The sequence below is a fragment of the Bartonella machadoae genome, from assembly GCF_022559585.1.
Taxonomy (GTDB): Bacteria; Pseudomonadota; Alphaproteobacteria; order Rhizobiales; family Rhizobiaceae; genus Bartonella; species Bartonella machadoae.
In genome coordinates, this window is record NZ_CP087114.1 from 1780993 (window position 1) to 1801587 (window position 20595).

At 36.3% G+C, this 20595-nt stretch carries 15 protein-coding genes, 1 tRNA gene, 1 other RNA gene and 1 pseudogene; 7 read left to right on the top strand and 11 right to left on the bottom strand.

The genetic code is table 11. The annotated features are described in order from the left end of the window. Positions 1-213 precede the first annotated feature (213 nt). From rnpB to ettA, 5 genes are all read right to left on the bottom strand, one after another. Positions 214-607: RNase P RNA component class A (gene rnpB, locus LNM86_RS08580), an RNA gene on the bottom strand. An 86-nt stretch (positions 608-693) separates the two neighbouring features. After that, positions 694-1203 carry a lytic transglycosylase domain-containing protein gene (locus tag LNM86_RS08585; RefSeq protein ID WP_241437346.1) on the bottom strand — a complete coding sequence of 170 codons (510 nt, stop codon included), beginning with the start codon at positions 1201-1203 and terminating at the stop codon, positions 694-696. Positions 1204-2057: 854 nt separating this feature from the next. Continuing rightward, positions 2058-2432, bottom strand: coding sequence for a hypothetical protein (locus LNM86_RS08590; RefSeq protein WP_241438969.1), 375 nt, complete (start codon positions 2430-2432; stop codon positions 2058-2060). 1490 nt (positions 2433-3922) lie between these two features. Continuing rightward, the gene (locus LNM86_RS08595; RefSeq protein WP_241437347.1) at positions 3923-4858 is read right to left on the bottom strand and encodes an ArsR/SmtB family transcription factor; all 936 of its coding nucleotides are present in this window, start codon (positions 4856-4858) and stop codon (positions 3923-3925) included. Positions 4859-5249: 391 nt separating this feature from the next. Next, positions 5250-6899, bottom strand: a complete 1650-nt coding sequence (gene ettA, locus LNM86_RS08600; RefSeq protein WP_241437348.1) for an energy-dependent translational throttle protein EttA — start codon at positions 6897-6899, stop codon at positions 5250-5252. A gap of 175 nt (positions 6900-7074) precedes the next feature. Here ettA and LNM86_RS08605 point away from each other — a divergent pair, with 175 nt between their 5' ends. Next, positions 7075-7620 carry a hypothetical protein gene (locus LNM86_RS08605; RefSeq protein WP_241437349.1) on the top strand — a complete coding sequence of 182 codons (546 nt, stop codon included), beginning with the start codon at positions 7075-7077 and terminating at the stop codon, positions 7618-7620. 39 nt (positions 7621-7659) lie between these two features. Then, positions 7660-8268, top strand: a complete 609-nt coding sequence (pncA, locus tag LNM86_RS08610) for a bifunctional nicotinamidase/pyrazinamidase (protein ID WP_241437350.1) — start codon at positions 7660-7662, stop codon at positions 8266-8268. Between the two features lie 41 nt (positions 8269-8309). On the opposite strand, the gene LNM86_RS08615 is transcribed toward pncA, so the two are convergent. Next, on the bottom strand, positions 8310-9362 hold the full coding sequence (locus LNM86_RS08615; RefSeq protein ID WP_241438970.1) for a DUF475 domain-containing protein: 1053 nt from the start codon (positions 9360-9362) through the stop codon (positions 8310-8312). Between the two features lie 348 nt (positions 9363-9710). On the opposite strand from LNM86_RS08615, the gene LNM86_RS08620 reads away from it, so the two are divergent. Both LNM86_RS08620 and LNM86_RS08625 read left to right on the top strand, forming a co-directional pair. Beyond that, on the top strand, positions 9711-10250 hold the full coding sequence (locus tag LNM86_RS08620; protein ID WP_241437351.1) for a helix-turn-helix domain-containing protein: 540 nt from the start codon (positions 9711-9713) through the stop codon (positions 10248-10250). A 409-nt stretch (positions 10251-10659) separates the two neighbouring features. After that, complete coding sequence (locus tag LNM86_RS08625; protein ID WP_241437352.1) at positions 10660-10839, top strand: YegP family protein; 180 nt, start codon at positions 10660-10662, stop codon at positions 10837-10839. Between the two features lie 764 nt (positions 10840-11603). Here the strand turns inward: LNM86_RS08625 and LNM86_RS08630 are convergent. After that, entirely contained in the window at positions 11604-11897 is a 294-nt protein-coding gene (locus LNM86_RS08630) for a hypothetical protein (protein WP_241437353.1), read from the bottom strand. A gap of 1197 nt (positions 11898-13094) precedes the next feature. Between LNM86_RS08630 and LNM86_RS08635 the strand changes: the two genes are divergently transcribed. Continuing rightward, positions 13095-13409 carry a helix-turn-helix domain-containing protein gene (locus LNM86_RS08635; protein ID WP_241437354.1) on the top strand — a complete coding sequence of 105 codons (315 nt, stop codon included), beginning with the start codon at positions 13095-13097 and terminating at the stop codon, positions 13407-13409. On the opposite strand, the gene LNM86_RS08640 is transcribed toward LNM86_RS08635, so the two are convergent. Then, entirely contained in the window at positions 13333-13515 is a 183-nt protein-coding gene (locus tag LNM86_RS08640) for a hypothetical protein (protein WP_241437355.1), read from the bottom strand. The two genes, LNM86_RS08635 and LNM86_RS08640, sit on opposite strands and share 77 nt — an antisense overlap. Before the next feature lie 1661 nt (positions 13516-15176). Beyond that, positions 15177-15253, bottom strand: a tRNA-Ile gene (locus LNM86_RS08645). Between the two features lie 172 nt (positions 15254-15425). Between LNM86_RS08645 and LNM86_RS08650 the strand changes: the two genes are divergently transcribed. Further along, entirely contained in the window at positions 15426-16163 is a 738-nt protein-coding gene (locus LNM86_RS08650; RefSeq protein WP_241437356.1) for an SIMPL domain-containing protein, read from the top strand. Positions 16164-16555: 392 nt separating this feature from the next. Further along, positions 16556-17281: pseudogene (locus LNM86_RS08655) on the top strand (SIMPL domain-containing protein). 42 nt (positions 17282-17323) lie between these two features. On the opposite strand, the gene LNM86_RS08660 reads toward LNM86_RS08655, so the two are convergent. Then, complete coding sequence (locus LNM86_RS08660) at positions 17324-17782, bottom strand: YcgN family cysteine cluster protein (RefSeq protein ID WP_241437357.1); 459 nt, start codon at positions 17780-17782, stop codon at positions 17324-17326. A gap of 676 nt (positions 17783-18458) precedes the next feature. After that, the gene (gene rpoD / locus LNM86_RS08665; RefSeq protein WP_241437358.1) at positions 18459-20471 is read right to left on the bottom strand and encodes an RNA polymerase sigma factor RpoD; all 2013 of its coding nucleotides are present in this window, start codon (positions 20469-20471) and stop codon (positions 18459-18461) included. Positions 20472-20595: the final 124 nt, after the last annotated feature.

The following is a 20595-nucleotide window of genomic DNA, read 5'->3' on the forward strand; positions in this document are numbered from 1 at the left end:
TCCAGCTCTCATCTCCATCACAATGAAAGCCAAAGCGAACCAGATATGCATTCTAACGCATTATACTTAAAAAAATATTATAATTGTAAAAGAACAACCTTTATTTGAGTGCCGATTTTAGAAACGCACCCTTCCATAGGAAGGACCTCTATACACTCACATCACAAGATCAATTATCCGTAAAATTTATGATATAACATAGAACAACAACGAAATATCAGTCGGCCTATAAGCCGGGTTCTGTATGGTAAAGCTTACGCTCTCCATGGCAACCATTCATCTAGGACGGATGTTACCACCCGCCTCGTGCAACCTACCCGAATGACTCGCCCGGAAATCGGCTGCAAGTTAAGCCTTGCGCGTCATTTCTATTTGGTCTTGCTCCCGGTGGGGTTTACCTTGCCACATTCATTACTGAATGCGCGGTGGGCTCTTACCCCACCCTTTCACCCTTACCTATTATAAAAATAGGCGGTTTGCTTTCTGTGGCACTTTCCCTAGGGTCGCCCCCGCCGGGCGTTACCCGGCACCGTCTTTCCGTGGAGCCCGGACTTTCCTCACCTGCCACCTTTCAGCATAAGACAAGCGCGGCTGCCCAGCCGACTGATATATCACCTATAAAACATTTTTCATGACGTGAAAATACCACCCTCTAGATATTTTATAACAAACGCATCATCTTCAAGGTCATTTTCATTTTAATGAAGCCAAATACATTTTTACTTTTGAGCAATATTTCGCTGAAATGGAATTCATTTTTTTTGCAGCATGACCTGCATTATATTTAAGGATCGTACCACAAGTCTTTCCACCACTAAGCGTATGTGCCCGCGCCAAATAACGCATCCCATACTCAAGGTTGATTGCAGGATCGTAAAGATCTTGCACAGAACCATTAAAACCCAACCATCGTGCCGTAGATGGTTTAATTTGCATCAAGCCTATTTCGCCAGCAGCCCCCTTTGTCTGGGGCTTATAATTACTTTCAACTTTTACAACAGCATGGGCTAAATCAACAGGAACATTATACTTATTTGCAAATCTCTGAATAAGAGACTCATAAGGACGCGTAGGCACCTTAGAAGCAATAGTCACTGAGCTTTCCTTTGCGCCTGCAACATTCAAAACAATATGAGCCAAACTGACATCAAATACAAAAAATACAGCAAATGCTGCATTTAAAAGGATTTTCAAAAATTGCATTTTCTTTCTCTTCATAAAAACACTTTCCAACGCTAGTCATGATAGCTTTGCAAATGTATTTTACAGAAAAAAAAAGCTAAAGAGCGGTGCAAAAATGAAAATATTAAGACAATTTCAAGTTATTTTTTTGCAATAAAAGAAAATTACTTAAATAAATTATTATATCTCTCTGTATATCAAAGAGTACAAAAATATAATAAAATTTTTAACCTGCTAAAGGAGAGAATATACTCAGATCGATTGTTAAAAGAAAATAAAGATACCAAACTTTTAAAAACTGAAAACAATAGAAACAAAAACAACTTTACCAAAGGCTCTTGTCACCACCGAATTCTCTTGGCAAGAAAAACCGTTATCAACTCTGTCCGTTGGCTGATATAGACCGGCTGAAACAATTTTATACCAAATAATCCATCTATGAAAAACGGACTCATCTATAAAAACGAACATGGTACATGAGGAGCGCATAAACATATTAAATGTTTATGCCATAGAGAAAAACTTCATAACCACATCTCTCTGCTTTATCATTCTATAAAGAGACAATACAAAGAACGCAAAACCATCGCAATAAAAATGCGGATTACTGACCCCCATTTAACTATTTTGCCCGCATAATATGATTTCATAAAGTTTTGAGAATGAAATTCCTATCTTTTAAAAAGTATATATAATTAAATATCTTAAAACCTGCGGAAAAAAGAATTTCAAAAATTTTACTCTTTTCTATTCAGCTATCCTATCGCATAAAAAAGAAGCTGTGTAATTTTTCTCCACTCTTCTCAAGACTCCACCAAAAGTACCATCAATATCCTCAACACCAGATGTAAATACACGTTTTCTTAAAGAGATGACTAAAAATAACTATCAGCAATGGAAGGGCGAGAAACCGCCTTCAATAAAAACGCAACAACAGTGCCCCCCAACTTCTGAGCCTGCTCATGACTCTGACCATTTGCTTCTGCAGCAACAACAACATCGCGATACACCCGCTCAATCAATTTCTTTTGTTGCTGAGGACTCAGCTTAGAAAGTTGCGCTATAATCTCAGAAGAGGAAAGTGCTAATCTCTCCAAAATCATCCCCTCTGTTACATCAACCTGATGAGAAGGAGAAGACCGGTTAAATAAAAACTCACGAACGGAAGCACTCCGAAAAGCAAAAGTGCTTGTGAAAAACACAAAAAAGACCAATAACACAAGAAGAACACGACGCCAGCAAAACCCCATCATCTCTTACCTAAGCATCATAGTAGAAAATTTCCCTCAGAGAACTCATTGAATTTTCAATCAAGAATCTCTTCCTCATCATTGAAAATATTACAAGAATAACATCACATCGCTCTTAATTTCTCCTCATACACAAAATAAAGAGCCTCTACCTTCCCCCTTAAAACACGCAACAAAAGTTTAAGCCGAAAAGAACCTGGCTGAGGAATTCCTCAGCCAGGCCAGACAATCTAAGGGATCCACGCGGGGGGGGGGGGGAGGAGGTTCCCTGATCGTCTTCTCGCATCAGCTATTAAGATAACCAATGCAATATTTCTGCTATGGAATAAAACGTTCGAAACAACAAGGAATTCTTATCATCTTCCATGCAAAAAAACATAAAAAAATTATAAATTGCTTAAAAATGGAAAAATTTAGGCAAAAAATACTCAAAATGATCCAATTTGAAGCAATTTTATTTCATAGAAAATCGATGAGAATCGACGATCATCATAATTCTCATTTTTTAGAAGAAGCCTCAATTTGTAGAAACTTTTCTTATGAAAGGCACAGCACATAAAAATAAGAATCACTTGTTTAAAAACTCTCACTCAAACAGTAAAAACAGAAGTCTTTCCCGTACATAATTTATTTTGAATCATCCATTCTCAGGATTTTACGGAATGACAGATTATTTATAATGAGCAATGAATTCTAATAACAACGATTAAGGATTATTGCCTTCCTATCTCCACGCCCTAAACTCTCTTGCAAAATGATAAAATTGCAATTTCTGTATGTAAAATTTTCATCCCTTATTCTCTTTAATGAAATTGTGCAGTACCTTCTTATTACTGTTCGCATAGCTGTAACAAGCTTACACTTCATACAAAAACTGTATGTTACAACATTTTTCATTTATGTCCTTGTTCAACATCACCTCTAAACTTCTCATCTATCTCTGAGCACCATCAGTAAATGATATAAAACACGTTCTCTTTGGACCACTATTCCTTTAATGCGTGAAGTAACAAAACAGCAACATCGTTATATTTGCCCCTCAAATATTGCTGCTATTTTTGTATTTTTAAAAAGCGATGCTTCTTTCTCAAATGATTTTTATTGAAATAGCCCTCTATTACAACATATAAGAATCATTTTAAGGGTTGTATCAACAGCGTTGAAATAAGAAATCTTGTCTTCAAGACTTTCATTCAAAATGCAAAACAAAAAATTGCCATCTATAAAGTCAGTATATTGATTCTCGAACAAATACTATATCAATAGATATTAAATGACTCACTTCACAACTTTGATTCTATAAAAGCGCCTTTTGCTATCCCTCTAAAGATCTACAGCCCTCTAAAGATCTACAGATTGAAGCATCCGTAATCCCACGCAAAAAACGCAATGCGGAACCAAAAAACGATAACTCTTCAAAATTTCCTAAAATTCTTTCTTCACGCTTCTAAATGCAAAAAGCCAAAAATAAAGCACGCTAACAAACATCATTATGCAAAATCTACTTTTTTGTCTTTAAGGTCATCGACCAGTAAACGCGGATCACGTGCAAGCCAAAGTTTAACCATGGGCTCTTTATGATTTTCCTTTTGCACACAAGGAAGACAAACCGTTTTTTCCAAAATAAGCCCCGCATTGTTAAGCCATTGTTTTATTTGTGAATCTAGAAATCCGAAATACTTATAAACATGAGAAGAGTGTGAATCAACTTCATGATAACAAAAATCTACAATCAGCAAACGCCCATGAGGACGCAAAACACGTGCTATTTCATTAAACGATTGCTCAGAATTCTCAAGAAAATGTAAAGCCCAATAAAGAACAACCAAATCAAAACTTGTCTCTCCAACAGATAAATGCACAACATCATTCTCAGGCGAAACTTCAACAGCACGCGTATAAAGACCTGAAAACAGTTTTAAAACAAAACCTATATCTATACCAACCCCTAGCAATGTTTCAAATGGTTGATCACCAATAATTTCAAGCAAGGCACGCTCCACCCTATGGTCTGAAAAATAGGATAGCCGTAATGCATTCCACTGCACAAAATTTTGTAAAAAAGACTGCTTCCTCAGCGCTCCACGCTTTTTTTGAACATCTAACAAACGTTCCAAATCATATGTTAAGATCACATCATGCTTTGACAAAGCAGCAAGGGCCGCCATCACAATATCTTTACCAAAACAGCTGTGACAAAACTTAAAATAAGTCCATTCCCTCTTTTGATAACAGGTAATCAACCCTACTTCACACAATAAACGCAAATGCTGTGATACATGCGATTGCGACTGACCAAGGATAAAAGTAAAATCAGCAACTGTTAAATCGTCACGACACAAGAGTGCAAGAAACCGCAAACAACTTGTCTCTGCTATGGTTTTCAGCAGCACAATCATTGTATCCAAACTTACTTGTTTTTTCATCAATATTCCCTACTGCTCAAATGAGCCATTTATTTCTACCAATAGAAAATCAAGCAGAAGGCATAAAGTTGCATCACCCCTGTTCATATTGTTTTCTGTAATAATATAAAAAAGAATACCTCCTCTCACTCTCTCTACACAAAACAAGCGAAAGTACCGGCGTTTTAAAACCTAAAAAAATAATCTCTCATATCCGTCATAAAGGCATGATAATAGATCATAAAGACAGAATAACGCACTTTCTGGAGAACAATATCCATATTGTTAGTTTTTTTATTTCTCTCTTAGAAGTGATGAATAAAAATCTACAACACGACAAAAGCACTCTCTTTTGCAAAAAACACCAAACAGTAGCATCATTTTCTTAATCAAATAAAAGCAATAAAAAATTCTAGCGTGTCAGTGGTTTATAATTTCCACGTTTTGGATTAAGAGCGTCTGCACCAAAACGACGAACCTTATCGGTCTCATATTCAGCAAAATTTCCTTCAAACCATTCGACATGGCCATCGCCTTCAAAGGCTAAAATATGCGTTGCCAATCGATCAAGAAACATACGATCATGCGATATAATAACCGCACAACCAGCAAAGCTTTCCAATGCTTCTTCTAATGCCCCTAATGTTTCAGTATCAAGATCATTTGTCGGTTCATCAAGAAGAAGGACATTGCCTCCCTCCTTTAACAGTTTAGCCAAATGGACGCGATTGCGCTGCCCTCCTGATAAATTTGCTACCTTTTGTTGTTGATCTGCCCCCTTGAAATTAAAAGCACCGCAATAAGCACGGCTATTCATTTCATATTTCCCCAACTTAATAACATCATTTCCGCCGGAAATTTCCTCCCAAACGGTCTTTTCACCCACCAATGAATCACGACTTTGATCAACATAACTCATGTGAACTGTTTCACCAATGCGTATTTGACCTGAATCCGGCTGTTCCTGTCCGGTCAACATTTTAAATAAAGTAGACTTTCCCATACCATTGGCACCAATGACACCAACAATACCACCAGCAGGAAGCTTAAAAGAAAGAGAATCAATCAACACACGCTCACCATATGCCTTAGAAAGGTTATCCACTTCAATAACAACTTGGCCCAATCTCTCACCAATAGGAATAATGATTTGTGCTTCTCCAGGACGGCGCTCACCTGCTGCCTGAACTAACGCATCATAGGCTTTAATTCGCGCTTTTGACTTTGCTTGCCGGCCTTTTGGACTAGAAGCTATCCATTCTTTTTCGCGTGATAATGCACGCTGACGAGCAGCCTCTTCACAACCTTCCTGAGCCAAACGTTTAGCTTTCGCCCCCAAATAAGCAGAATAGTTCCCCTCATAAGGGATACCTCTACCGCGATCCAATTCTAAAATCCAACCAGTTACATTGTCGAGAAAATAACGGTCATGGGTAATTAAAAGCACAGCACCAGGATATTCCCGCAAATGCCTTTCAAGCCAAGCAGTCGTTTCCGCATCCAAGTGATTCGTTGGTTCATCCAAAAGTAATAAGTCAGGCTTTGACAAAAGGAGCTTACAAAGTGCAACACGCCGCTTCTCACCTCCTGAAAGTTTTTCCACACTCTCATTGGCTGGAGGACAACCAAGAGCAGCCATAGCCATCTCCACTTGACTTTCTAAATCCCAAAGATTCTGGCTATCTATAATGTCCTGAAGTCGAGCACCCTCATCAGCCGTTTCCTCGCTATAATTCATCATCAACGCATTATAACGCTCAACAATTGCCTGCTTATCCGCAACACCTTCCATTACATTAGCAAAAACATCCTTGCTTGTATCAAGAACGGGTTCTTGAGGAAGATAACCACAGCGTGCGCCTTCAGAAAGCCATGCTTCTCCCGTATATTCTTTATCGAGTCCAGCCATAATCCGTAAAATGGTTGATTTACCTGCACCATTGGGCCCTAAAATACCGATTTTGGCATCTGGATAAAAAGACAAATGAATATTTTCTAAAATTTTTTTATTGCCGTAAGCCTTGTTAAGCCCAGCCATGTGATAGATAAATTGACGTGCCATAAATTTCTCTTTTATTGTGCAATATTAAAATTGTGCAGTATTATAAAATGAGAGCTTAAAAAATTCTTTTCTTTTCTCAAACTGCGCGGTAAAAAGCGCTTGCCTTGTATCAAAAGCCTTCCACTTTATATTGATATATTTTTTCTAATCTCACAAGCCCTCTCTACGGTCCAGAATGCAAAAAAATGTCCCTTCAAAGAGCAAAAAACAAATCTTTTTAGCTGTACCTGAAACATGCTATCAAACATCATCCATCTTTTCCCTACCAAATACGACATTGTGTTTTTATCGTATTAAACCGACATTTCAATGCAAGAATGTTCCCCCAAGAAAACCAATTCTCTATGCTCCCTCTTTTTTTGCCTTATGGGCTTTAGATTATGCCGCGCAAAATCCTTGCCTTTTTTCATCAATTGTGTGCCATGGAAAAAAATGGACTTCCTCCCTTTCCCTATTATGGCTCAAATTGTGTTTACAAAATGACCGCCGTCTTATGGGATCTGACGTTCCAAGTTTGATGATCATGAAAGCTTTATACCAACATATTGCCATTGGTCGCTATAGTGCGCTTCCCATCGGCACATGGTTGCAATTCGTAAAAAACTATAAAAACAATTGTAAAAACCTTTCCATCCCCCTTTTATGGCTTGATAATGACAAAAATAATACCAATATCCACGAAATCATTGCAAAACTTCAAGATAAAAGTAAAGCCTCTTAAAGGTATTATAGAGAGCAAGTCTCCTACAGGAATATATTCATGGAAAAACAAGCCTTAATCGTCATTGACGTTCAAAATGACTTCTTACCAAGTGGAGCACTTGCAGTCCCACAAAGCGATGCTATTTTACCCGCTGTCAATAATCTGATAAACCATTTTGACCATGTTATTTTAACCCAAGACTGGCATCCCAAAAACCATTGCAGCTTTGCTTCTTCCTATCCTGAAAAAGCACCCTATGATACTGTTGAACTTGACTATGGCCCGCAAATACTTTGGCCTGATCATTGCATACAAGGAACACAAGGGGCGGATTTTCATACATCTCTCAACGTTGAAAAGGCGCAACTTATTCTAAAGAAAGGGTATAATAAAAAAATTGATAGCTATTCGGCTTTTTTTGAAAATGATCAAAAAACCCCAACAGGTTTACAATTTTATCTCAGAGAACAGGGTTTTACAAAACTTGCTATGTGTGGCTTAGCAACCGATTTTTGTGTGGGATTTTCCGCACTCCACGCTATACAATGTGGCTTCAAAGTAAGTGTTTCACTAAATGCCTGTGCGGGGATCGATCTCAATGGGTCACTAAATGCCATGCTGAAAACGATGAACGAATCCGGTATAGAGCTCTTAATGGCTTCCTAAAACACCTTCTGATTTGCTATTAACGCATAAGAATTTTCAATTTACTCAGAGACACCATGTTTATTCAGATTATGATGCTTAAAACGGAGAGAAGCATAAAATGCCATGCCAATAATACATACCCCTAAAAGACCTGTTAATATTTCAGGGACCGATATAACAGTTTGCAGATACATAATCACTGCAAGAACTAAGATTGCATAAAAAGCGCCATGCTCCAAATAACGATAATGCAATAACACCCCTGATTCGACTAACATAATCGTCATAGAACGCACATAGAATGCACCAATACCAAGACCAATGGCAATAATAAAAAGATTGTGTGAAAAAGCAAAAGCACCAACAACGCCATCAAAAGAAAAACTCGCGTCGAGAATCTCTAGATAAAGAAAGGCACCCGCCCCTCCTTTAGCAACAGTCGTTAAAGTCGCTTTTGGACCATCCAAAAGCGAACCTATCGCTTCAACAGCTATAAACGTCAAAAGCCCATAAAGGCTAGCAAGTAAAAAAGTCACTTTATCTTCTGTTACAATCTGCTCTGAAAAAAACAATATCAAAGCTAAAACGATTGCAATATCAACGCCAACAAGTGCTCCCAACTTTTGAGCAGGCTTTTCTATAAAAGCAAGCCAATGTACCTCTTTTTCAGGATCAAAAAAATACCTCAAACCAACCATTATTAGGAAAGTTCCACCAAAAGCGGCAATTCCTACATGAGCATCTGTTAAAATTGCGGCATATTGATGCGGCTCCCATATTGCTAACTTTACCGCTGCAATTGGATTAATCCCAACAGCAACTACCACCACCAGCAATGGAAAAACAATCCGCATCCCAAACACTGCCACCAAAATACCCCACACCAGAAAACGACGGCGCCATACTGGATCCATTTTTCCAAGAACACGAGCGTTGATAATAGAATTGTCAAAAGACAAAGAAATTTCTAAAATTCCTAGAACACAGCAAATAAAAAAATATTTAAGAAAACCAGTAAAACTTTCTGTTTCCAACCAACCAATTGCCCCTCCCATAAAGACACCAACAATTGTGAAAAAAAAAGCCCACCTAAAATAACCTAATCGGGCCATGATCATTCCTTAAAATCCACTTCTCTTAAATTCATCTGTAGCGCAAATTGAAAAAATGCATCTGTTAACGCAAAAATAGAGAGAATCTATACGGCAAATTTATATGGAATTTTCAATAGAAAAAACAAGAAAAGTACCAGTCATCTCATTATTCTCATCTAAGATGAAGACCAATTTTAAATAACATTGAATACAACAGATCAAAAATTGCTTGCTATCCACTAAAATTTTTAAAAATAAAGAAAAATAAAACTATCAATATTGACATTGCCTCAAGAGTTATTAATACATAGTGTGCCTTTATTGGTTAAAATCTATACCATGATGATTTACTGAGGGAGATAATTCGTGGCACGTCCAGAAACTGAATCAAAAACTATATTTGGAAAACGTTTACGTTATGTACGTCTTGCTTTAGGGGACCCATCACGTGAAGCATTGGCTAAAAGTTTTAGCATGACGAAAAATTCTATCGCTTTTTATGAGCGCGGAGAAAGAGAACCAAATCTTAATGTTTTACAAACATATCGCACATTGTACGGCGTCAATATTAATTGGCTTTTAACCGGACAAGGAAAAATGTTTGACGCAGAGTATATGAAAAGTGACTTTGATTGGAATTATTTTATAAAAAAAATTGAAGGGCTTGAAGAAATTCTTACCAAGAGCGATCATGGTGAGAAACTAAATCAGAAAACAATTGATAGCTCTTATAAAAAATTGCAGCAATATTTATCAAAACAAGGCTTATCTAATAGTCCTACCCCAAAAGCAGCAATTTCGCTGTTCGATATGAAAGCAAAAATGGCTAATTCTTATACCCTTAGCTTATTCATTGATTTACTTATTCGGAGTATGGCACAACAAGAGATTATCGCTAATCAATAAATGTTTTTATCACAAAGAATAACAAACAAAGTGCAAACTTTATCAGCGTGAAAAAAATATTCTTCTTTTTTCATACTGATGGAGTTTGATGAGGCGTAAGCATATGAAGTTTTATAATAAGAAAATGGAATACGTTTGATCAGTAGCAAAAATTTACTAAAATAATCTAGAAATACAGCGTAATGAAATTATTAAAAGTAGATTTTTTAGTATAAAGCAATTGTTTATAGCTTATTGACAATCAATATTTTCTTGTGACAAAATGTCGCTTTCATAGAAGTTTTGTTTAAGTTTAAAAAAATAAGGGGGATATATTGACTACTCGCTATAGAGACATACTTTAGTGCTTATGATCATATTGCTTGGGTGTTTATCCTACGAATTACGGCTATTTTATGAGGTGGGAAGCATGTTTTTTGAGGTATTTCAAGGTGTTCACAATCAATGGTATTGGCGTTTAATCTCGGGAGACAAACAAAAAATCGCTTTTTCTAGTAAAGGTTATCCAACAAAACAAGATATCTTGGTAAATATTGAGCAGATAAAAGAAATTACACATAAAGCCCTTATTAGAGAGTTACAGTCCTGACGAACTTTGCGATTAAAATAAAAATTCTACTTTCTATCTTGAAAATTTTGTGCTGCATTTTTACAATGCGTAAGAAGTTTTTTTCTTAAGAGAAGAAATTTCTATATAATTCTTAACATACCGAACAACTAAAAAACTTTCTACAGAATGTTCCGCTCTGAAAAATTCAACAATCCAATCGCTATTGAATTTATCAATCGCACTCTTGCAAAGAGTGAGTGTGTTTTTTCGTATAATAAGAGTGCATAAAACGCACGCAATGTATAAATTATGAATATCCTGCCAAATTTCTAAGAGCTTTTGCTCCATTTTTTCTTTTTATTTGTTTCATTCAGTCATCATAAACAATCTGCCCATTCACCCTCAAAAACAGGAAGCCATCTCGTTCCTCCTATACCCCTTTATCTGATTAAGGGTAGCAATAAATATACCGAGTTTCCAAATGAGCACACTCTTTACAACATGGTTGTTGGCAAATATACACAGTCATCATCAATCATTACACTTTCATCAACCACCGCAAGATGAGATATGTACATGCAACAATTTTAGCATCTCTATAAACTGATATATCGCTATAAACTTTTATTGCCAACAATGACTCCTTTCCTGCAACCTCGAAGATTTTCATAAACCATAGGATTAGAATAAAGTTAACTATTATCAAAACACATAGCTAAACCAGCTTCCCTACAATTGTTTTATAATTAAAGTTTATCTCTTCCACTCTCCCAAATCCCTTTACGAATCTTTTTATATCCTCTTTAGATTGCCTTTCTTTTTAATTTTTTTTCATCATTCTCATATTGCTTAATTTGTCTTTTCAATTTTTCAATTGCTTGATCGCGTCTTTTAACCATCATACTTTTCTCTTTAATCATCCTATCTCGTTCTTCATTCATCTTCATGGAATCTCTCAAAAAATCATGCTTTAGCTTTCTTACTTCTTCTTTAAGAGCTTTAACCTGACTGCGATAATAACAAGCAAACCGAAACATGATCCCACTAAAAAGAAAAACAACAATCACCACTCCTAATAAAATTTCATTTACACTCATTTTGACGTCCTTGAAGTACCATTAAATTGATTATTGTGACCAATCTGTTTTGTTTCACGCTCTCATAAAAAAGAGCGCAAAAAGGCACACCTACCAAGTATGATAAATCATACTCAGTACCCTTATCCTCTCCCAAAAAGCATGCTAAAAAACAACACAAAGCAACTCTATGAAAGCTGCTAAATCATACACGCGCAAAAACTCTCACCGTTTCGTCTTATACAAAACGCAAGAATGCAACAAATGCTTTTGCCGTATCGTTATTGCTATCCCTTTTGTGCTATATGAAATGCAACTCTCTATGCGAAATTCTTTGTCATTGCGAAAATCTTCATAGTCATAAACCTCTGTATTGCCATCAACTTTTGCTGCCCTATCGACTTTTGCATAGCCGCAAACTAAAGCATCAACATAAATTTTAGAGTTTTTAAGAATCTTATAGTTCTAAACTTGAATAGTACTATAAATACGAACATTCACAGATCGATACATTACCATACACGTAAATAAGCTCTGTAAATAGGAGAGATATGATATCCATGCCATATCACACAGAACGCCGTCATCACAAATACAAACATCTTTATAAATCATGGTACCAGCAACCACACATTTCTCTTTTATAAAAGATCAATCGCCTTCGTAACTGAAAATCCATTTATGCTCTATAAAATTACCAAAATCATTTTTTGATATTTTCAACTTCTCTTAACATACACATATGAAACACCATCTAATCATAATTTAATCTATTAAAAATAAAGAAAAAACAACGCCATACGCTCATGAATTTATTGTCTTTTCTCTACAGCAATAATCCTTTTTTAAGGACATAAAGCTTCAACCCCACCGGTTCACTGCCATAATGCAGAAACTTCTTACAAATGCCAATGTTAGGGTATATCTTGATTTATAATAGTGCTGCGTATACTATTAGTGACATTTAATGAACACATCAAGTGTATTTCCATCTTTGGTCATACACAATCACCCTGTCACAATCGTGAAACTAAGCAACTATTTCTTATTGATTCAAATTTGAAAGTGCATGGGGACATTTTGTTATTAGTTAAAAACAACTCTATATCCTTCATAAGCGAAAAGCTACGCATGGATATTTTTACGCTCCTTATATCGTATATTCTGGATTCGCAACGCAATATTAACGCTATAGCGTAAATATGTAAAGGTCTAAAAATGACAAAGACTGAAAAAGATTGGTTCCAACGCTTAATTGACTTAATAAAAAGTGATGGACGTACAATGATTGAAATAAGCAAAGCAGCAGGGTGTGGACAAAATTACGTACAACAAATGATAAAAGGAGGGAAAAGACCTTCTGTAGATAAACTAATGGCCATTCTTAACACCCTCGGAAATGCTAGCGCCATATATGTCATAACTGGTTTTAACATCTCCGATGAAGATTTAAAACTCATCGCTTTGATTTCCTCTGGAGATAAAAAGAAGATTGAAGCTTTAAGTATTCTTTTAACTGAGCAACATTTGTAAAATTTTCTACTATTCTCAATACCTCTTGCTTTTGAGCCGTAGAAAGGGCCTCCCATTTCACGATAATATCGGATAAAGCTGCTTCAAACTTTTTCTCATTCTTCATAGTTATACTCCATGTCGTCACACTATATAACGCTAAAGCGTTGAAATATACCCCATACCTTAGAAAAAAATATTTGCAATAGACAGCAGTATGGAAGCAATTGCGCATAAGTTCGTTTTATAAAATCAGATGAATTCCTGTTGGTTATGTACCATGATGAAACAGAAAACATCGCACGGTTCAGACCTTTTCATGATAAAATTGACACGACCACTTTTATCAACAACCTTAATAATGTTACGCAGATCTTGTGATTCGGACCAATAACTAATCGACGTAAAGATATCTCTGAAAATGCTGCTGACCTCTACGTAAAAGAATATGAAAAAGCTTATTTTGAAAAAATAATATATCACAGTTTTATTCTATACAGCACCAATGATATTTAAAAAACGATATCGTAAAATAAAAACACAACAATACAATATGAACAGCAACACTGCTTACAACTCTGTGACATGCTTTGCAAAAAGTTCGCCTTCTTTCCAAAGGCACCCTTAAAATCTAGCATAGAGATCTATCATAAACAAAAACGACAATACTTAAAAAGATACAATGGATAATCTCTAATGAGATCACAACATAAATGACCCAGCATGTATAAAAAGGGAAATCCACGTGTTCTTTCAACAAAATTTCAAACAATCATGAACAGCTTTACATAAAAGAGGAGGTTCATAGAGCTCTAAAATAAGTACAGAAAAAGCAAGCTTTACGCAAAATTCTAAATCTTACTAGGATAAAAATTAAAAAAGATTCTATAAATTTTCTCTTCGATGACAATGCCAACACCGATGAAATCATATCACTTAACAAAAAACATAGATAAAGGAATCACATCTTGATAAAAGTGCCTCTCATTTCATAAGAAGCATTCCCCATAAAGCAATGAAAAACATGTATTACAGCAAGCATTGCACAATGTAAAAAAACACAGCCACATAAAATTTTCTGAAAACACACAATAAGTTTTTAAAAGGGCAATGCGTCAAAAACTTTTAGAGAATCATATAACGATCAGCTAAAGTTTTTTTCTTAAAAAGAAGAAGAGATGACCAGCTTAGAAAAGAAATCACAGATAAATGTAATTATCCTTATATAGCACATCATAAATATCTACAAAATGTCCTTTTTTGTACAGATTTGAATCATCGTAAGACAGTTCAAATTGAACAAAAAGGTATTATAGCGAATATCATTCACTAAAAAATAAAAAAATCACTTTAAAATGATATTTTCTCCTAGTTTTATCTGAACAGAACAGCAAATACCTGAAATACACTCTCTTGAGAGAAAATATTCATTTTCTGGAAAAAAAGAAATAAATTGCATCATAAATTGCATCAAGGCAAATTTTCGCATCCTGCTTTGTGAAAGACATACTACAGCAGAAATTAAAAGAGCAATTTATGGATTAAGAAAATGCATATAAGCTTAACGCAGATGTTACAACACCACAAACAAAAGCCTTTTTAAAAGATTGATAAGAACACTCCCCTATATCAAAAGGGCAAAGAGCTTTCCTTCACAACAAAGCAATTCAAAAACCAACAAGAAGATTAAAAAGATTCAAGATAAACAGAGGACAACTCAAAAGCACAAAGAAAGCAGAATCTCAAAACGCCTCTGCGAACTCTTTAGATGTCTGCGAACTCTTTAGATGGTGGGCCCGGAGGGACTCGAACCCCCAACCAAGCGGTTATGAGCCGCTGGCTCTAACCAATTGAGCTACAGGCCCCACACAGACTGCTTTTCTCTAAACTAAAACGCCCTACGATACAAGGGCCTGCCCGAACTATAATCCATATTTTTTCTTTTATCTATCGGTTTTTTTCTTTAGTACCCTAGTTTCTTTACAAAAACTTCCCAAAATGAGAGAATAGTAAATTGATAAATATAAAGGAGCAGATATGAAAAAAACAATTTTCCAACCGCTAAATCATTATAGTGTAAAAACAGCTATAGTCGCATTTGCCCTGCTAACCGGTTCACTTCCCATACATGCTGAAGAAAACACAATGAAAAACGCAACGATTACAGTGACTGCAACGGGTGAAAGCCAAGCAACACCAGATATGGCAATTATCAATCTCGCTGTTGTTACAGAGGACAAAACTGCTCAAAAAGCATTAGCAGCCAACAATAAATCTATGAATGATATTGTCACTGCTTTTAAGAACAATGGAATCCAAGCAAATAACTTGCAAACATCAGGCTTGTCCATTTATCAAACAAGCTCCGATCAACGTCATGAAAAAAAGAACAATGAAAAACATTATCGCGTTTCAAATTCCTTAACAGTGCGCATTCGTGACCTCGCCAATGCTGGTAAAATATTTGATCAAGCGATGGCATTGGGTGTTAACACAGTTAATGGCATTACCTTTACCAACGCCGATACAAAACCCTTTTATAAAGAAGCACGTAAAAAAGCTATCACTGAAGCGTTTGAGAAAGCTGAGACTATAGCACAAGCCGCGAACTTAAAATTAGGAAAAATCATTCAAATCAATGAAAATAATGATAATTATTATCCAAGCCCACGCCTTATGAGCAGCGCGTCACGTGCAAGTTACGACGATACAAATTTCTCAGGAGGTGAGTTAGGCTATAATGTCAGTGTTAGCGTAGTATTCTCTATAGACTAAATCTCAACATTTTTTAGACCATCGCATGAAACAATCATTTCACTAGCCTTCACAGAGAAGGCTGGTGATATGGTAGAGATAGTCTTTTTCAGTTGATACTTCATCTTCGTAAATTTTTATCTGTCAATGCACGGAGAATCACCTAATTACCGTCTAAAGACTCTTAATACTACACCAACTGATATCATCATTGAACATCATGTCTCTCATTAATCGGATCGATAAATATAACTTTCTGATAGCCACAAATTTATTTTAGCTTCTGTAACTGATGACAGCTACATCTTCTCTTTATCCATCGATTTTTTTTCAAAATGCTCTAATTTCTTTACAGGAATTCTCCAAAATGAGAAAATAATCAGCTGATAAATACAAAAGGAGAAAGAAGAAACATGACAAAAACAATTTTTCAACCGTTGAATCATTACAAAATTAAAATAGCTATGATAACACTCGCACTGCTGGTCTGTGTACTTCCCGTGCACGCTGAAAAAAGCGAAGTGCAAAATGGAACAATTACAGTGACTGCAACTGGCGAAAGTTACGCAGCACCGGACATGGCAATTATCATTCTATCCGTTACTGGAGAGGGAAAAAGTGCCCAAGAAGCATTAGCTACTAATAATAAATATATGAATGATATTATAAACACTCTCAAAAGCAATGGCATTCAAGAAAATGACCTACAAACAACAGGTTTCTTTATCACCCAACATACCACCAATCAACATCACGAAGGAAAGAATAATGAAGAACTACATCGTGCTTCAAGCCATTTGACAACGCGCATCCACAATCTCACCAATTTGGATAAAATTTTTGCTCAAGTATTAGGACTTGGTATCAGCTCAGTGAATCAAACTATGCTTGTCAACGCAAACAAACCATTTTATCAAGAAGCAATTAAAAAAGCTATCGCTGCAGCCATTGAAAAAGCGTAAATTGTAGCACAGGCAGCAAATGTAAAATTAGGAAAAATCGTTAAAATCGATGAAATAGATGATAGATATCCACAACCTCGCCTTATGCATACTAATGAAAGCCCTACTAATACAAATTTTTCAGGAGGTAAATTGGATTATAACATCAATGTTACCGTAGTATTCTCTATAGAATGAATCTCAAAATTTTATAGATCATTGTATGAAACAACCATTTCACTAGCCTTCACAGAGAAGGCCGGTGATATGGTAGAGATAATCTTCTTCAGAGGATAGTTCATCCTCGTGAATTTCTATCCGTTCACGTGCAGAAAATGCCGTTTGATGTACCGTCTGCCGATTCCCAGAGACCAGTGGATGCCACCATTGTAGGTCTTTTCCCTCATTAATCAACCGATAAGCACAATTTTCCGGAAGCCATCGAGCTGTTTTAACGGTTGCAACATCCAATGATATACAATTGGAAACAATGGATTTACGATGAACATAATTCCGGCACCGACAAGTTTCTCCATCCAAAAGACGACAAGCAACACTAGTTGTATAGATATCGCCAGTATCCTCATCTTCTACTTTGTGCAAACAACATCGCCCACAACCATCACACAAGCTCTCCCACTCGGAAATGGTAAATTCTTCTAACTTTTTCACTTTCCAAAAGGGCGTTTTTTCACTCATAAAACCGCTCATATCTTTTTGAAAAAACTATCAACAACAGCAATAAAAAAATTTAATACTTATAATGACATTAAGCTTTGTTTTAAAAAACATTAAATTCACTTTATTTTCTCAAGACAATTTTTAAAACCAATAAAAAAGATTACACTCCATTTTTAGCAAACACCCTATTAAAGGAGAATATACATCAAAAAATATCCGTTATGAGCAACAGAGCAAGTAACCTCAGCACGCAATCAAAGAGTTTACAATCTAAAACAAGAACATCATTCCAATGGAATTTTAAACTTCCCTCTATCTGCATAAGCCGGTTTTATAAAAACCTCATGAGTACAAAAAATAGGTATTTTTCATAAAAATATTTATTTTTCAATAAGCTAACTTCAAAAAGTCATGTTTTTTTAAGATCTTATATTTTCATGACAAACACAAAAATGCCTCACACACCACGTTCATTTCATTGAGAGATTATCATAGGAATTTTATGTCACATCTCTCATTATTTTTATAAAGAAAAACACAAATACACAAGTCAAGAGAACCATGAGACATCGCAAATATTTTACCACGCTTGTCCCATTACTTTCTAAAAAAACATTTTAAAAGATACGGAATATGCACCTCGCCCACAATCCTCAAGAAAAAGATACATCCTTAAAAAAGGTTAAGTCCTTTCTTAAGAATCGAGAAAACTACGCAATTTCCGTGAACGGCTAGGATGCTTCAACTTACGAAGCGCTTTTGCTTCAATTTGTCGAATACGCTCCCTTGTCACTGAAAATTGTTGCCCAACTTCCTCCAACGTGTGATCTGTATTCATCCCGATACCAAAACGCATTCGCAAAACACGTTCTTCACGCGGTGTCAATGAAGCAAGGACGCGCGTTGTTGTATCCCGTAGATTCGCCTGAATAGCAGCATCAATCGGCAATAATGCATTTCTATCCTCAATAAAATCGCCCAAATGCGAATCATCTTCATCACCCACAGGCGTTTCAAGGGAAATAGGCTCTTTTGCAATTTTAAGGACTTTTCGTACTTTTTCTAATGGCATAGAAAGCTTGTTTGACAATTCTTCTGGTGTAGGCTCGCGCCCAATTTCATGGAGAATCTGTCGCGATGTACGAACAATTTTGTTAATTGTCTCAATCATATGAACAGGGATACGAATAGTACGTGCCTGGTCAGCAATTGAACGCGTAATTGCCTGACGAATCCACCATGTTGCATAAGTTGAAAATTTGTATCCACGACGGTATTCAAATTTATCCACGGCTTTCATCAAACCAATATTTCCTTCTTGAATAAGATCAAGAAATTGCAAGCCACGATTCGTGTATTTTTTTGCAATTGAAATCACGAGACGAAGATTAGCCTCTACCATTTCTTTTTTAGCAATTGTTGATTCGCGTTCACCTTTTTGCACTTGCGTAACAATTCGACGAAATTCACCAATTGAAATAGCAGTTTCTTGTGCAAGATTTTGTATTTCGCTACGCAATCTTTGAATTTCTTTTGCTTCACGCTTTGAGAATTCTTTCCACCCAGATCCTGGCAAAGTCGCAACATAATTTATCCAATCAGCATCTAATTCACGTCCTTGATATTCTTTCAAAAAATCCTCATGACCAATGCCATAACTATTAGCAACCCGCTTCAGCTTACCCTCATTATGAATCAGTCTCTTATTGATATCATAAAGCTGCTCAACCAAAGATTCGATACGATTTTGATTCAACGAAAGGGATTTCACTGCTTGAATCAACTCACCCTTTAATTGCATATATTTTTTTCTCTGAGACGGCGTAAGAGCGCCCTCTTTACGCTCTGCCAAACTACTCTCAACATGCTGATCTTGCAATTTCCGCAATTTCACATAAGTCTGCGCAATAAAATCCAATGTTTCCATGACTTGAGGACAGAGTTCATTTTCCATTGCAGCAAGCGACAAATTCGCTTCGTCATCCTCTTCATCTTCCTCCTCAGCGCCTCTATCTCCTGCAATTCCCTCCATATTACGCATGCTCGAAGGTATTTTTTCCTCTTTTATCTTATCAACTTCACTTCGCTCAACAATAGGAGCCTGCTTAGCCTCGGGACCAGCATAAGTCATTTCAAGATCAATAATTTCACGCAGGAGAATACGCTGCTCTTTCAATTCTTCCCGCCAAATAATGAGGGCTTGGAAAGTCAAAGGGCTCTCACAAAGTCCAGCAATCATTGTCTCCCGCCCTGCTTCAATACGCTTGGCAATGGCAATTTCGCCTTCTCGCGACAGCAGCTCAACAGCCCCCATTTCACGCAAATACATACGCACTGGATCATCTGTACGATCTGTAATTTCACGCTTATTCGTTGTTGTTGCGATTGCATGACTAGAGGCCTCTACGAGATCTCCGCCCTCTATTGTAACTTCTTCTTCATCGGGTTCAGAATCAATTTCATCTTCATCGTCGACAACATTAATACCCATATCAGAAAACATCGCCAAGATATCTTCAATCTGTTCCGACGTCACCTCTTCAGATGGAAGAACTGCATTCAGTTCGTCCATCGTCACATAACCATTTTTTTTAGCAAGCTTAACCATTTTTTTAATGGCGTCATCAGAAAAATCAAGAAGAGGACTATCCAAACTCGCTTGGCTTGTTACTTCCACATTATCTTTCTGTTTAACCTTTGTTGCCATACCGTAACTCCACTTGATCACTCCACAGCTTTCACGTGACAAGCTTTTCCCGTTCTTACCTAACGTACCTAAACTTCTCTGATATATACTTCCTCTGAAAGAAGATTACCACCGGAAAGAAGAT

What these genes read in the sequence shown, in the direction of transcription:
- LNM86_RS08585 (WP_241437346.1), bottom strand. Translation starts at nt 1,203, where the DNA reads ATGCAATTTTTGAAAATCCTTTTAAATGCAGCATTTGCTGTATTTTTT.
- LNM86_RS08590 (WP_241438969.1), bottom strand. Translation starts at nt 2,432, where the DNA reads ATGGGGTTTTGCTGGCGTCGTGTTCTTCTTGTGTTATTGGTCTTTTTT.
- LNM86_RS08595 (WP_241437347.1), bottom strand. Translation starts at nt 4,858, where the DNA reads ATGAAAAAACAAGTAAGTTTGGATACAATGATTGTGCTGCTGAAAACC.
- ettA (WP_241437348.1), bottom strand. Translation starts at nt 6,899, where the DNA reads ATGGCACGTCAATTTATCTATCACATGGCTGGGCTTAACAAGGCTTAC.
- LNM86_RS08605 (WP_241437349.1), top strand. Translation starts at nt 7,075, where the DNA reads ATGCAAAAAAATGTCCCTTCAAAGAGCAAAAAACAAATCTTTTTAGCT.
- pncA (WP_241437350.1), top strand. Translation starts at nt 7,660, where the DNA reads ATGGAAAAACAAGCCTTAATCGTCATTGACGTTCAAAATGACTTCTTA.
- LNM86_RS08615 (WP_241438970.1), bottom strand. Translation starts at nt 9,362, where the DNA reads ATGGCCCGATTAGGTTATTTTAGGTGGGCTTTTTTTTTCACAATTGTT.
- LNM86_RS08625 (WP_241437352.1), top strand. Translation starts at nt 10,660, where the DNA reads ATGTTTTTTGAGGTATTTCAAGGTGTTCACAATCAATGGTATTGGCGT.
- LNM86_RS08630 (WP_241437353.1), bottom strand. Translation starts at nt 11,897, where the DNA reads ATGAGTGTAAATGAAATTTTATTAGGAGTGGTGATTGTTGTTTTTCTT.
- LNM86_RS08635 (WP_241437354.1), top strand. Translation starts at nt 13,095, where the DNA reads ATGACAAAGACTGAAAAAGATTGGTTCCAACGCTTAATTGACTTAATA.
- LNM86_RS08640 (WP_241437355.1), bottom strand. Translation starts at nt 13,515, where the DNA reads ATGAAGAATGAGAAAAAGTTTGAAGCAGCTTTATCCGATATTATCGTG.
- LNM86_RS08650 (WP_241437356.1), top strand. Translation starts at nt 15,426, where the DNA reads ATGAAAAAAACAATTTTCCAACCGCTAAATCATTATAGTGTAAAAACA.
- LNM86_RS08660 (WP_241437357.1), bottom strand. Translation starts at nt 17,782, where the DNA reads ATGAGTGAAAAAACGCCCTTTTGGAAAGTGAAAAAGTTAGAAGAATTT.
- rpoD (WP_241437358.1), bottom strand. Translation starts at nt 20,471, where the DNA reads ATGGCAACAAAGGTTAAACAGAAAGATAATGTGGAAGTAACAAGCCAA.